At 52.9% G+C, this 12,186-nt stretch carries 17 protein-coding genes; 6 read left to right on the top strand and 11 right to left on the bottom strand.

Annotation, left to right across the window (positions count from 1 at the left end):
- Nucleotides 1-352: 352 nt before the first annotated feature.
- A complete protein-coding gene (locus BV390_RS28355) occupies nt 353-907 on the top strand; it encodes a gamma carbonic anhydrase family protein (RefSeq protein WP_032690506.1) in 555 nt (184 codons plus the stop codon).
- Here the strand turns inward: BV390_RS28355 and BV390_RS28350 are convergent.
- The 6 genes from BV390_RS28350 to dprA are packed head-to-tail and all read right to left on the bottom strand — an operon-like array spanning nt 883 to nt 4,674.
- Nucleotides 883-1,140: a DUF1488 family protein gene (locus BV390_RS28350; RefSeq protein ID WP_032690493.1), complete on the bottom strand. Its 258-nt coding sequence runs from the start codon at nt 1,138-1,140 to the stop codon at nt 883-885. The two genes, BV390_RS28355 and BV390_RS28350, sit on opposite strands and share 25 nt — an antisense overlap.
- Nucleotides 1,137-1,955, bottom strand: coding sequence for a shikimate dehydrogenase (gene aroE, locus BV390_RS28345; RefSeq protein WP_064386320.1), 819 nt, complete (start codon nt 1,953-1,955; stop codon nt 1,137-1,139). Before aroE ends, BV390_RS28350 begins: the two co-directional genes overlap by 4 nt.
- A gap of 3 nt (nt 1,956-1,958) precedes the next feature.
- Entirely contained in the window at nt 1,959-2,531 is a 573-nt protein-coding gene (gene tsaC / locus BV390_RS28340; protein WP_032690491.1) for an L-threonylcarbamoyladenylate synthase type 1 TsaC, read from the bottom strand.
- A complete protein-coding gene (locus BV390_RS28335; protein WP_047663532.1) occupies nt 2,524-3,078 on the bottom strand; it encodes a DNA topoisomerase family protein in 555 nt (184 codons plus the stop codon). The genes tsaC and BV390_RS28335 overlap by 8 nt, the downstream gene beginning before the upstream one ends.
- Nucleotides 3,079-3,104: 26 nt before the next feature.
- Nucleotides 3,105-3,578 (bottom strand): DUF494 family protein Smg, encoded by a 474-nt coding sequence (smg, locus tag BV390_RS28330; RefSeq protein WP_004868322.1) that lies wholly within the window; start codon nt 3,576-3,578, stop codon nt 3,105-3,107.
- Entirely contained in the window at nt 3,550-4,674 is a 1,125-nt protein-coding gene (dprA, locus tag BV390_RS28325; RefSeq protein ID WP_032690490.1) for a DNA-protecting protein DprA, read from the bottom strand. The genes smg and dprA overlap by 29 nt, the downstream gene beginning before the upstream one ends.
- A gap of 128 nt (nt 4,675-4,802) precedes the next feature.
- Between dprA and def the strand changes: the two genes are divergently transcribed.
- From def to mscL, 5 genes are all read left to right on the top strand, one after another.
- Nucleotides 4,803-5,312 carry a peptide deformylase gene (def, locus tag BV390_RS28320; protein WP_032690489.1) on the top strand — a complete coding sequence of 170 codons (510 nt, stop codon included), beginning with the start codon at nt 4,803-4,805 and terminating at the stop codon, nt 5,310-5,312.
- Nucleotides 5,313-5,326: 14 nt separating this feature from the next.
- On the top strand, nt 5,327-6,274 hold the full coding sequence (fmt, locus tag BV390_RS28315) for a methionyl-tRNA formyltransferase (RefSeq protein ID WP_032690488.1): 948 nt from the start codon (nt 5,327-5,329) through the stop codon (nt 6,272-6,274).
- Nucleotides 6,275-6,326: 52 nt separating this feature from the next.
- The gene (rsmB, locus tag BV390_RS28310; RefSeq protein WP_032690487.1) at nt 6,327-7,622 is read left to right on the top strand and encodes a 16S rRNA (cytosine(967)-C(5))-methyltransferase RsmB; all 1,296 of its coding nucleotides are present in this window, start codon (nt 6,327-6,329) and stop codon (nt 7,620-7,622) included.
- 13 nt (nt 7,623-7,635) lie between these two features.
- On the top strand, nt 7,636-9,012 hold the full coding sequence (trkA, locus tag BV390_RS28305) for a Trk system potassium transporter TrkA (RefSeq protein ID WP_032690486.1): 1,377 nt from the start codon (nt 7,636-7,638) through the stop codon (nt 9,010-9,012).
- A gap of 143 nt (nt 9,013-9,155) precedes the next feature.
- Nucleotides 9,156-9,569 carry a large-conductance mechanosensitive channel protein MscL gene (mscL, locus tag BV390_RS28300; RefSeq protein ID WP_032690485.1) on the top strand — a complete coding sequence of 138 codons (414 nt, stop codon included), beginning with the start codon at nt 9,156-9,158 and terminating at the stop codon, nt 9,567-9,569.
- On the opposite strand, the gene BV390_RS28295 is transcribed toward mscL, so the two are convergent.
- The 5 genes from BV390_RS28295 to BV390_RS28275 all read right to left on the bottom strand — a co-directional run bounded on the left by BV390_RS28295 (nt 9,570) and on the right by BV390_RS28275 (nt 12,163).
- Nucleotides 9,570-9,785 (bottom strand): alternative ribosome-rescue factor A, encoded by a 216-nt coding sequence (locus tag BV390_RS28295; protein ID WP_032690484.1) that lies wholly within the window; start codon nt 9,783-9,785, stop codon nt 9,570-9,572.
- A 57-nt stretch (nt 9,786-9,842) separates the two neighbouring features.
- Nucleotides 9,843-10,268, bottom strand: a complete 426-nt coding sequence (zntR, locus tag BV390_RS28290; protein WP_032696884.1) for a Zn(2+)-responsive transcriptional regulator — start codon at nt 10,266-10,268, stop codon at nt 9,843-9,845.
- A 2-nt stretch (nt 10,269-10,270) separates the two neighbouring features.
- Complete coding sequence (locus tag BV390_RS28285) at nt 10,271-10,639, bottom strand: DnaJ family domain-containing protein (protein WP_085397586.1); 369 nt, start codon at nt 10,637-10,639, stop codon at nt 10,271-10,273.
- Between the two features lie 107 nt (nt 10,640-10,746).
- A complete protein-coding gene (rplQ, locus tag BV390_RS28280) occupies nt 10,747-11,133 on the bottom strand; it encodes a 50S ribosomal protein L17 (protein ID WP_004868344.1) in 387 nt (128 codons plus the stop codon).
- A gap of 40 nt (nt 11,134-11,173) precedes the next feature.
- Complete coding sequence (locus BV390_RS28275) at nt 11,174-12,163, bottom strand: DNA-directed RNA polymerase subunit alpha (RefSeq protein ID WP_002919219.1); 990 nt, start codon at nt 12,161-12,163, stop codon at nt 11,174-11,176.
- Between the last annotated feature and the right edge of the window lie 23 nt (nt 12,164-12,186).

Raw genomic sequence — 12,186 nt, 5'->3', positions numbered from 1 at the left:
GATTGTCTGATAAATTGTTAAAGAGCAGTGCGACGGCGCTGAGCGCTCTGTCGCGAGGTGGCGTATATTACGCTTTCCTCTTTCAGAGTCAACCCTGAATTTCAGAATTTTTTCTCTGCCGACCCGGCTTACTCTGTGAACTCGTTCACATGTGCCGTGTCAGTGGGAGCGCATTATAGGGATCCCATTTTATTGCACAAGTCTTTTATCGATCTTTTTTTCCAAGTGATGTTTTTTCGCCCTTTTCGCGGCGTTATTGTTCAGATTGCTCAATTTTCACCACAATAAGGGGTTGCAGGTGGCCGCAAAAGCCACCAAAGTCTTCGTACAACCCAGGTTTATTGAGGTAACCATGTCCGCTAATTTACGTCCTTATAAAGATTTATTCCCACAAACCGGCCAGCGAGTGATGATCGATGCCACCAGCGTAGCGATCGGCGATGTCCGAATGGCTGATGATGTCAGCATCTGGCCGCTGGTTGCTATTCGCGGAGATGTTAACTACGTGGCAATCGGTGCCCGCACTAACATTCAGGACGGTAGCGTGCTACATGTCACCCACAAATCCTCCTCTAACCCTCAGGGTAATCCTCTGATCATTGGCGAAGAGGTCACCGTCGGTCACAAGGTCATGCTGCATGGCTGCACTATCGGCAATCGGGTGCTGGTTGGCATGGGTTCGATTTTGCTGGATGGCGTTGTAGTAGAAGACGACGTGATGATTGGCGCCGGTAGTCTGGTCCCGCAAAACAAACGGCTGGAAAGCGGCTATCTCTATTTTGGCAACCCGGTGAAACAAATCCGCCCCCTGACGGAGGCGGAACGGGCAGGTCTGCTCTATTCAGCAAACAACTATGTGAAATGGAAAAACGATTATCTGGATCAGGAGAACCACACCCAGCCCTGATCATCTTCCTGCTGGTCGCGGATCAATACTTCAGCCTCTTCTTCCAGATCCCAGCGATGGCGACAAAACGCGGCCAGCCACTGCTCGGGGGTATCACCATCGAAGCGCTGCTTTAACGTTGCCCCCCTGATTGCACAGGTGAGCTGCATACCATTAACCAGCACGGGAAAGGTGACACACTGTCGGTCGGTATCCCACTCTTCTCTGTCAGGAAACTGAATCGCCTGATTCACGTATTCAGTTCCTTATGTAAGGCCTGAATAACCGGCGTAATCTCTGGCAGAACCCCATGCCAGAGCAGAACGGCATGGGCGGCCTGCGCCACCAGCATACCCAGCCCATCGGCACACATTGTCGCACCATGATCCTGGCACCAGTTTAAAAACGGTGTGCAGCCCTTCTGGTAAAACATGTCATAACAATAAACGTGCGTATTGATTAATGACGCGGGAACTGCCGGCACATCACCGCTGATACCACTGGAAGTTGCATTAATAATGAGATCGAACTCATGTCCAGCCAGTGATTCCATCTCAAGCGCGCATACACTACCGGTATGCGCAAACAGTGTCGCCAGCTCCTGCGCGCGGGAATAAGTCCGGTTGACAATAGTGACAGCGCAATCCAGTGACAGCAGGGGTAACAAGACACCCCGCGATGCGCCGCCGGCCCCGATAAGTAATACCCGATAGCCCGGTTTAATGAACCCCAGCCGCTCCAGATCGCTCAGCAGCCCAATCCCATCGGTGTTGTCCCCCAGCAAACGTCCATCGTCCAGCCTCTTTAGGGTATTCACCGCCCCCGCCAGGGCCGCGCGCTCAGTCAGTTCATCCGCTCGGGCAAACGCTTCCTCCTTGAACGGAACGGTAACGTTAGCCCCCTTTCCCCCTTCGGCGAAGAAGGTATCCAGGGTATGGATAAAATCGTCCAGCGGCGCCAGAACTCGCCCATACGGATGCGCAATCTGCAGCTGCTGCGCAAAGCGCTGGTGAATAGAGGGGGACTTACTGTGGGCGATCGGATTTCCGAAGACAGCGTAGGTTTGCATAAATTATCCCTGGCGAAAGAGTTCGCCCGTCAGGGCATCGCGAATTTCAGACGGATTCTGACGACCACCCGTTGCACCATCGACGACCGGGAAACTGGCGCCAAACTGAGTCAGAACTTCAGCCGTGGTGCGGCAAGGAGGCTGACCGGATAAATTCGCGCTGGTTGAAACCAGCGGTTTGCCATAGGCCTCACACAATTCGACCACCAGCGGATGATCGCTGACGCGTACCGCCAGGGAATCAAAACGCCCGGTCAGCCAGCGTGGCGTTGTGGCACGAGCCGGAAAGACAAAAGTAACCGGCCCCGGCCAGCAGGAGAAGATCGCCGCTCGCTGTGCATCATTAAGCCGCGAATCATCAATATAAGGTATCAGCTGTTCATAGCTGGCCGCGATCAGGATGAGCCCCTTCTCAACGGGGCGTTGTTTAAGCGCCAGCAGGCGCATGACCGCCGTTTCGCTGTCAGGATCGCAGCCTACGCCAAAAACGGCTTCTGTTGGATAGGCGATGACATCTTCGTTATGCAGTACCGTCACGGCATGAGCGACGGTTTCTGAGTGCAGGTTCTTATTCACTGATTTGTTCCGCCGGGATCGGCTTTCCACATTGTTTACTGGCACAAAAGCGTCTGACGCCCTGCGCCGTTTTCTTTTCGATTAATAGCGGATAGTGGCATTCAGGGCATTCACCCGCTACCGGTTTGAAGTTGATAACGAACTGGCAATCGGGGTAACGATCGCAGGAATGAAAGGTTTTGCCGAAACGAGAACGGCGCTGAACCAGCTGCCCTTGCCCACACTGCGGGCAGGAAATCGCTGTTTCGTCAGGCTTATCAATAGTTTCAGTATGCTCACATTCCGGATAACGGCTGCAACCAACAAACATACCGAAGCGCCCCTGGCGCAACACCATAACGGCACCGCAAGACGGACACTCCTGTCCCTCCAGTACCTTTACGATATGTCCGTCCGCCTGATTTTTCAGCGGACGGACATAGTCACAGTCCGGATAGTGCGAGCAACCGAGAAACGGCCCGTGTTTCCCGGAGCGGATTACCAGTTCAGCCCCGCACTGTGGGCAGGGCTCATTTTTACGCACCGAAAACAGTGCTAATTTGGTCATAACAACTCGATGTTGCCGCAATAAGATTAATGCAGCATACCTTCATTTACTTCGAAGAGTAATTCTTCCATTTGTTGATAGGCATTTTCACAGCCCGGAATATTGAACAGTACCATCAGGATCACCCATTTCAGGTCTTCCAGATCAAATTCTGCTGTATCCAGAGCTAGCACACGCTCTATCACCATTTCCCGCGTTTCGAGGTTCAACACCTGAATCTGCTCGAGGAATAATAAAAATCCCCGGCAACTGGCATCCAGACGCAGACACTCTTCTTCGGTATAAATCCGCAAAGAGAGCGGGTCAGAAGCAAGCTGCATGGGAGCAACGAGCCCCTCTTGATAGTCAGCCAGTTTCTCGAGCCACATCAACGCGTTATAGATATCTTCCCGATCGAATCCTGCATCGGTGAGATCCCGGGTCAGTTTATCCTGGTCCACGCGCATTTCTGCTTCGTTTTGGATGTAAGTCTCAAACAAATACATGAGTACGTCGAACATGGCTTGCCCTCCTTAATCGGACATAGCCGCCGGGTACAGCTGCGATCCAGCCTGCTAACTCCAGTTCAAGTAGCTGAGCTACGGTCACTGGCACAGATTGGCCGGCACGTTCAGCGACAACGTCAACAGGTGTTACCTCATCTCCTACGTTAGCCAGGAGCTCTGGAAATGGCAATGCTACGGGAGGCGGATCCATGCAATTATTTATATTGTCAGGCACATCCTGGAGCCATTGCAGCTCCTGCTGGCAATACGCGATGATATCTTGCGCTGATGTCACGGGGATGGCGCCTTGTTTAAGCAGCCAGTGTGGACCTTCGGAACCAGGATTACCTACCGGCCCGGGTAATGCAAAAACCTCTCTTCCTTGTTCCAGCGCACAGCGAACCGTCACCAGCGAGCCGCTTTTCAGGGCGGCCTCAATCACCAGCACGCCAATACTGAGTCCGCTGATAATTCGATTCCGACGAGGGAAATTTCCCGGCCACGGGGAGGTTGTAAGGGGAAACTCAGACAGCAATGCTCCCCCGCTATCCACTATCTTCCCGGCTAATGCGTGATGACGACGCGGATAGATTGCGCCTAATCCATTGCCGAGTACGCCGATTGTCTTCCCGCGTGCCTCAAGTGCGCCGCGGTGAGCGACGCCGTCAATGCCAATAGCCAGGCCGCTGGTAATGGTGATACCAAGATGCGCCAGCTCTTCGCTGAACTGTTTCCCCCACCGAGCACCGTACCAGGAGTGGGAGCGGCTGCCGACAACGGCCAGCTGTAAACTGCTCAACACGGCCAAATCTCCGCAAACAAAAAGCGCGCCGGGATAGTCAGCGATGGCGCGCAGTCGGGGCGGATAATAAGGGCTATCGGCCAGCAGCAGGTGGTGCCCGGGTTGCTCCAGCCACAATAGCGTAGACTCAAGCTCTCGTTGGCCAACGGATAGAAATTGCTTCACTTGCGCTGCGCTCAGACCGCAGGCGTACAATACTTCACTATCTGGCACCCGGGCTGCACGCAGTATTCTGGCAGCCATCACCATACCGTCGCCATAAAGGTTGCTCACCTTCATCAGACGCAGCCAGATCTCCGTAGGTGCCATCCCTGTCCCCTGCCATAAGTGGCTTTAACAATCTTTGCGATTGGACAGTGAGACTGTCAATTAGAGGGGGTTTTGTCTAGAATAGAGCTAATAATCTTATCAACTCCTGAATACGACTCTGGATCTTTATGGCAGTTTTGCAAGTGTTACATATCCCGGACGAGCGCCTTCGCAAAGTCGCTGAACCGGTAAAAGAAGTCAATGCGGAAATTCAACGTATCGTTGATGATATGTTCGAGACGATGTACGCGGAAGAAGGTATCGGTCTGGCCGCTACCCAGGTAGATATCCATCAGCGCATTATCGTTATCGATGTCTCGGAAAACCGTGAACAGCAGCTGGTGTTAATCAACCCGGAGCTGTTGGAAAAAGACGGTGAAACGGGCATCGAAGAAGGTTGCTTGTCTATCCCGGAACAGCGCGCACTGGTGCCACGTGCCGAAACCGTGAAGATTCGTGCATTGGATCGCGAAGGCAAGCCGTTTGAACTGAATGCTGACGGCCTGCTGGCTATCTGTATCCAGCATGAAATGGATCACCTGGTAGGCAAACTGTTTATCGATTATCTGTCGCCGCTTAAACAACAGCGTATTCGCCAGAAAGTTGAAAAACTGGACCGTTTGCGTACGCGTGCCTGAGGACAAGGACTAACGTGTCACAATCACTACGTATTATCTTTGCGGGAACCCCCGATTTTGCAGCGCGTCATCTCGATGCGCTGCTGTCGTCTGGGCACCAGATTGTTGGCGTATTTACCCAGCCCGATCGCCCTGCCGGCCGCGGCAAAAAATTGCAGCCAGGCCCGGTAAAGGTTCTTGCACAGGCGCACAATCTGCCGGTGTTCCAGCCTGTCTCCCTGCGCCCGCAGGAAAATCAGCAGCTGGTAGCCTCTCTGAATGCCGATGTCATGGTCGTCGTAGCCTACGGATTGATTCTGCCCAAAGCAGTACTGGATATGCCACGACTGGGCTGCATCAACGTACACGGCTCTTTGCTGCCGCGCTGGCGCGGCGCGGCGCCTATTCAGCGCTCACTCTGGGCGGGTGATGCTGAAACCGGCGTCACCATCATGCAGATGGATGTCGGTCTGGATACCGGAGATATGCTGCATAAACTCTCCTGCCCGATCTCTGCGCAAGATACCAGCGCCAGTCTGTATGACAAACTAGCAGAACTCGGCCCACAAGGGTTGCTGGAAACGTTAACTCAGCTCGCAAACGGCTCGACTCAGCCGGAAGTCCAGGATGAGGCGTTGGTGACCTACGCTGAGAAGCTCAGTAAAGAAGAAGCCCGCATTGACTGGTCTCTTTCCGCTGCGCAGCTCGAACGTTGCATTCGCGCATTCAACCCGTGGCCCATGAGCTGGCTGGAAATTGATGAGCAACCGGTGAAAGTGTGGCAGGCATCCGTCATTGCTGAAACCAGCGGTGCTGAACCTGGTACGATCGTGGCCGCTGGCAAGCAAGGTATTCAGATCGCAACCGGCAATGGCATCCTGAACCTCGAGTCATTGCAGCCGGCAGGTAAAAAAGCGATGAGCGCCCAGGACTTGCTAAATTCTCGCCGGGAATGGTTTATCCCCGGTAACCGTCTATCCTGACGGTAGTCACTGTCTAAAGCCCGGGTTTACCGGGCATTTTTATTTTGCGGTTATGAAAAAAAATCAAAATTTACGCAGTCTGGCGGCGAAAGCCGTTGAGCAGGTTGTCGAACAAGGTCAGTCATTAAGTAACGTTCTGCCGCCATTACAGCAAAAGGTCGGGGAAAAGGACAAAGCGCTGCTGCAAGAGCTGTGTTTTGGTGTCCTGCGTACCCTCAGCCAGCTGGACTGGCTGGTTAACAAACTGATGGCTCGCCCGATGACGGGCAAACAGCGAACCGTTCACTATTTAATTATGGTGGGGTTTTATCAGCTGCTCTATACCCGCATTCCGGCCCATGCTGCGCTGGCGGAAACGGTGGAAGGCGCGGTAGCCATCAAACGTCCGCAGTTGAAGGGACTCATCAACGGCGTTTTACGCCAGTTTCAGCGCCAGCAGGAAGCTTTATTGGCCGAATTTGCCCAAAGCGAGAGTCGTTTTCTTCATCCGGCATGGCTGCTCAAGCGTTTGCAAAAATCATGGCCGCAGCAATGGCAAGCGATTGTCGATGCAAATAACCAACGCCCGCCCATGTGGCTGCGCGTAAACCGCAGTCATCATTCACGCGATGAGTGGCTCGCGCTTCTGGAAGAGGCCGGACTGCACGGTTTTACCCACCCTGATTATCCTGATGCGGTGCGTCTGGCAACGCCGGCCCCCGTTCAGGCATTACCCGGATTCGACCAGGGCTGGGTTACCGTCCAGGATGCTTCAGCCCAGGGCTGCATGCGCTATCTGACCCCAGAAAATGGCGAGAGAATCCTCGACCTGTGTGCTGCTCCTGGGGGTAAAACGACGCATATTCTGGAAGTCGCGCCGCAGGCCAGCGTTCTGGCGGTTGATATTGATGAGCAGCGCCTGTCGCGTGTCTATGACAATCTGAAGCGACTCGGCATGAAAGCGCAGGTGAAACAGGGTGATGGCCGCTATCCCGCTCAGTGGTGTGAAGACGAACAGTTTGATCGCATTCTGCTCGATGCCCCCTGTTCCGCAACGGGCGTCATTCGTCGTCATCCGGATATTAAATGGCTACGCCGCGATCGCGACATTGCCGAGCTGGCCCAGCTGCAGGCGGAGATTCTTGACGCCATCTGGTCTCATCTGAAACCTGGCGGAACACTGGTCTATGCGACCTGCTCAATTCTTCCGGAAGAGAATAGCCAGCAAATTGCTGCCTTCCTCAAGCGTACGCCAGATGCAGAGCTCAGCCTCACCGGCACGCCTGAGCTGCCGGGCGTGCAAAATTTGCCCGGCGCAGAAGAGGGTGATGGGTTCTTTTACGCTAAGCTGATCAAACATCGGAAATAATGGATCACTGCTGATGAAGATTATTATTCTGGGCGCCGGTCAGGTAGGCGGAACTCTTGCGGAAAACCTCGTGGGAGAGAACAACGATATCACCCTGGTCGACACCAATGGTGACCGCCTGCGCAGCCTGCAGGATAAATTTGACCTCCGCGTTGTTCAGGGACACGGTTCCCACCCACGCGTGCTGCGTGAAGCTGGCGCCGACGATGCCGACATGCTGGTTGCCGTAACCAGTTCAGATGAAACCAATATGGTGGCCTGCCAGGTTGCCTATTCACTGTTCAATACGCCTAATCGTATTGCGCGTATCCGTTCCCCGGATTATGTACGAGATGCCGAAAAACTGTTCCACTCGGAAGCGGTGCCTATCGATCATCTGATCGCGCCTGAACAATTAGTTATCGACAATATCTACCGACTTATTGAATATCCAGGTGCACTGCAGGTCGTAAACTTTGCCGAAGGTAAAGTCAGCCTCGCGGTCGTAAAAGCCTACTACGGCGGTCCACTGGTAGGGAATGCGCTCTCGACAATGCGTGAACATATGCCGCATATCGATACTCGCGTAGCGGCCATTTTCCGCCACGACAGACCCATCCGTCCGCAGGGTTCGACAATCGTTGAAGCCGGCGATGAAGTGTTCTTCATTGCCGCATCGCAGCATATTCGCGCCGTCATGAGCGAACTGCAGCGCCTGGAAAAACCCTATAAGCGCATCATGCTGGTTGGCGGGGGCAATATCGGTGCAGGTCTTGCTCGTCGTCTTGAGAAAGATTACAGCGTTAAGCTGATCGAACGCGATCAGCAACGCGCCGCCGAGCTTGCGGAGAAACTACAGAATACTATTGTCTTCTATGGCGATGCCTCGGATCAGGAACTGCTAGCGGAAGAACACATCGATCAAGTGGATCTCTTCATTGCCGTCACCAATGACGATGAAGCCAATATCATGTCTGCAATGCTGGCCAAACGGATGGGCGCCAAAAAAGTCATGGTGTTGATCCAGCGGAAAGCCTACGTCGATCTGGTGCAGGGTAGCGTGATCGATATTGCTATATCGCCGCAGCAAGCCACGATCTCCGCCCTACTGAGCCATGTCCGTAAGGCCGATATTGTTGGCGTCTCCTCACTGCGCCGCGGTGTCGCAGAGGCCATTGAAGCTGTAGCTCACGGCGATGAAAGTACCTCCCGTGTAGTGGGTCGTTCGATCGATGAGATCAAGCTACCGCCGGGCACGATCATCGGTGCTGTCGTCCGTGGCAATGACGTAATGATCGCGAATAATAACCTGCGTATTGAGCAGGGCGATCACGTCATTATGTTTCTGACCGACAAAAAATTTATATCCGACGTCGAGCGTCTTTTCCAACCCAGTCCTTTCTTCCTCTAATTGCACGGGCGCCTGTATGGCGCCCTTTTTGATTATCCTTTATATATCAGGGGATAATATTTTTTAGCAATTATTCAACAGCAATGGCAAATGGAAATACATTTGATAAACTTATCACTGTTAGCGGGTTCATGGAGAATAAAATGAGCATTTTAAAAGAGTTTCGCGACTTCGCGATGCGCGGGAATGTTGTTGATTTGGCAGTGGGTGTCATCATCGGTGCGGCATTTGGTAAAATTGTATCGTCATTGGTTGCCGATATTATTATGCCGCCACTAGGCCTGCTGATTGGTGGAATTGATTTTAAATCGTTCGCCGTCACGTTACGCGATGCACACGGCGATGTCCCGGCTGTGGTAATGCATTATGGGGTGTTTATCCAGAACGTGTTTGATTTCGTGATCGTGGCCTTTGCCATTTTTATGGCGATCAAACTGATGAATAACCTGAATCGCAAAAAGGCAGAGGCTCCTGCTGCGCCACCGGCACCAACGAAAGAAGAAGTATTGTTGAGTGAGATTCGCGATCTGCTGAAAGAACAGAATAACCGTTCGTAATCAGGCAACAGAAAGCAGAAGGCCAGTGGTAAAAAAGCGATTCACTCTTTTGCCACTGGCCTCCCGGTCATTCCGCCCCGCATGTTTATCTTTACGTTGGTAGCTGCCTTTCCCCTTCCGGTTTTTCTCTACTCTCTGTCTGAATAACGGGTCATGCAGCAACGCCTCAATGGCATTGTCTTTTATTTGCCCTTTGGTGTGTTGATAGCGGCTCATAATAGCTCCTGGATGTGAATGAGATCGGCGGGAGTGTAGATCCGCGCGATGAAAAAATCAACGTTCCGCCGTAGTACTACTGGCTCCTTGCTCAAGGGCCTCGAGAATAGAACAATAGACGCTGCTATGGGCTGTACCGCAGCAGGCCTCATTCAGTCGTTGCAATGAACGGCGCATTGTTTGTAGCTCTTTAATTCGTGCGTCGACTTCGCTCAGACGTGCCTGAACAATGCCTTTTGACTCCTGACAGGTATGATGCTCCGGATCAACGCGGATCGACAATAATTCGCGGATCGCTTCAAGGGTAAACCCGAGCTGACGGGCATAGCGGATGAAGCGCAGGCGCTGAAGGTCGTTCTCGGTATAGAGGCGAAATCCACCTTCTGTACGTACATCGTGGGCCATCATCTGCTGTTTTTCATAGTAGCGAATGGTATCGGGCGTGACATCAGCCAGCTTTGCGAGTTCACCAATACGGTACATACCTACTCCTCATCAATTTTATTCTGAAGCCTGTCTGCGTATTCACCGCGTAAAAAATCGGTATTCAACCCCGCCTGCCGTAACTTCAGTTCCAGTAAAGCAAGTCGGCGGCTGAACTCTGCATACTGAGGATCGTCCGGACGGACCGCTTTTAATAAATCGACCAGCGCAACGGCTTCTCTTCGTTGCTCAAGTTCAGGAGGCAGACAGCCGGCATTTTTGAGTAAGCGGTAGCCCGCGCGTAATTCAGGTGGCACATGCAGGTCATCATCCAAAGCCAGTGGCTCTCCACGACCAGGAAGATCATCAAACTCACCTTTGGTTTGTGCATCAAGGATATGGCGTTCTGCCCACTGATCCAGCAACCACATCATTCGGCTCCGGGGATGAACAAAAAGAATACAGGTATTGTAGTGAAGCAGCCGTAGCGAGGATATAAAAAAACCCGCCGAGGCGGGTTTTTTTACGTTACTACAGATTACTCTGCAGCAGCTTCTGCTTTCAGCTCAGCACGATCAACCAGCTCGATGTATGCCATCGGCGCGTTGTCGCCTGCACGGAAGCCACACTTCAGAATGCGAGTGTAACCACCGGCGCGGCTCGCGAAACGCGGGCCCAGCTCGTTAAACAGTTTTGCCACGATCTCGTTATCACGAGTACGGGCGAATGCCAGACGACGATTAGCAACGCTATCAGTCTTGGCAAGAGTAATCAGCGGCTCAACTACGCGACGCAGTTCTTTCGCTTTCGGCAGGGTCGTCTTGATGATTTCATGACGAACCAGCGAACCAGCCATGTTACGGAACATAGCCTGGCGATGGCTGCTGTTGCGGTTCAGTTGACGACCACTCTTACGATGGCGCATGACCTTATCCTTCTCAGTAAAACCTTAACCTGTGATCCGGTTACTCGTCAGCAATGCTTGCCGGTGGCCAGTTTTCCAGGCGCATGCCCAGAGACAGACCACGTGAAGCCAGCACGTCTTTAATCTCGGTAAGAGATTTTTTACCCAGGTTCGGCGTTTTCAGCAACTCAACCTCGGTACGCTGTACCAGATCACCGATATAGTGGATAGCTTCTGCCTTGAGGCAGTTAGCAGAGCGGACAGTCAATTCGAGATCGTCAACAGGGCGCAGCAGGATCGGATCGAATTCTGGTTTCTCTTCTTTCACTTCCGGCTGACGTACATCACGTAAGTCAACGAAAGCTTCCAGTTGTTCTGCCAGGATGGTTGCCGCACGACGAATCGCCTCTTCAGGATCGATTGTGCCGTTGGTTTCCATTTCGATGACCAGCTTGTCCAGGTCGGTACGCTGTTCTACACGCGCTGCTTCAACATTGTAGGCAATACGCTCTACCGGGCTGTAGCATGCGTCGACCAGCAGACGGCCGATTGGGCGCTCATCTTCTTCCGAATGAATTCGGGCAGAAGCCGGCACATAACCGCGACCGCGCTGAACTTTGATACGCATGCTAATAGCTGCGTTCTCATCGGTCAGGTGGCAGATCACATGTTGCGGCTTGACGATTTCGACATCACCGTCATGGGTAATGTCGGCTGCGGTCACAGGGCCAATGCCAGATTTATTCAAAGTAAGGATGACTTCATCTTTACCCTGAACTCTCACCGCAAGCCCTTTCAGGTTGAGCAGGATTTCAAGGATATCTTCCTGAACGCCTTCTTTGGTGCTGTACTCGTGCAGTACACCATCAATCTCAACCTCGGTCACCGCGCAACCCGGCATCGATGAGAGCAGAATACGGCGCAGTGCGTTACCCAGAGTATGGCCAAAGCCACGCTCTAAAGGCTCAAGGGTCACCTTGGCGTGCGTCGAACTCACTTGCTCGATATCGACCAGGCGCGGTTTTAGAAACTCTGTCACAGAACCCTGCATTGTGTCCTCTCTTTGGTACTAAG

This window comes from Klebsiella sp. YJ (assembly GCF_002108615.1).
Taxonomy (GTDB): domain Bacteria; phylum Pseudomonadota; class Gammaproteobacteria; order Enterobacterales; family Enterobacteriaceae; genus Klebsiella; species Klebsiella planticola.
This window is presented reverse-complemented; position numbering and strand designations above follow the sequence as displayed.

What these genes read in the sequence shown, in the direction of transcription:
- def (WP_032690489.1), top strand. Translation starts at nt 4,803, where the DNA reads ATGGCAGTTTTGCAAGTGTTACATATCCCGGACGAGCGCCTTCGCAAA.
- BV390_RS28295 (WP_032690484.1), bottom strand. Translation starts at nt 9,785, where the DNA reads ATGAGCCGCTATCAACACACCAAAGGGCAAATAAAAGACAATGCCATT.
- dprA (WP_032690490.1), bottom strand. Translation starts at nt 4,674, where the DNA reads ATGGCACCTACGGAGATCTGGCTGCGTCTGATGAAGGTGAGCAACCTT.
- smg (WP_004868322.1), bottom strand. Translation starts at nt 3,578, where the DNA reads ATGTTCGACGTACTCATGTATTTGTTTGAGACTTACATCCAAAACGAA.
- rplQ (WP_004868344.1), bottom strand. Translation starts at nt 11,133, where the DNA reads ATGCGCCATCGTAAGAGTGGTCGTCAACTGAACCGCAACAGCAGCCAT.
- rsmB (WP_032690487.1), top strand. Translation starts at nt 6,327, where the DNA reads ATGAAAAAAAATCAAAATTTACGCAGTCTGGCGGCGAAAGCCGTTGAG.
- trkA (WP_032690486.1), top strand. Translation starts at nt 7,636, where the DNA reads ATGAAGATTATTATTCTGGGCGCCGGTCAGGTAGGCGGAACTCTTGCG.
- BV390_RS28335 (WP_047663532.1), bottom strand. Translation starts at nt 3,078, where the DNA reads ATGACCAAATTAGCACTGTTTTCGGTGCGTAAAAATGAGCCCTGCCCA.
- BV390_RS28355 (WP_032690506.1), top strand. Translation starts at nt 353, where the DNA reads ATGTCCGCTAATTTACGTCCTTATAAAGATTTATTCCCACAAACCGGC.
- mscL (WP_032690485.1), top strand. Translation starts at nt 9,156, where the DNA reads ATGAGCATTTTAAAAGAGTTTCGCGACTTCGCGATGCGCGGGAATGTT.
- zntR (WP_032696884.1), bottom strand. Translation starts at nt 10,268, where the DNA reads ATGTACCGTATTGGTGAACTCGCAAAGCTGGCTGATGTCACGCCCGAT.
- aroE (WP_064386320.1), bottom strand. Translation starts at nt 1,955, where the DNA reads ATGCAAACCTACGCTGTCTTCGGAAATCCGATCGCCCACAGTAAGTCC.
- BV390_RS28285 (WP_085397586.1), bottom strand. Translation starts at nt 10,639, where the DNA reads ATGTGGTTGCTGGATCAGTGGGCAGAACGCCATATCCTTGATGCACAA.
- BV390_RS28275 (WP_002919219.1), bottom strand. Translation starts at nt 12,163, where the DNA reads ATGCAGGGTTCTGTGACAGAGTTTCTAAAACCGCGCCTGGTCGATATC.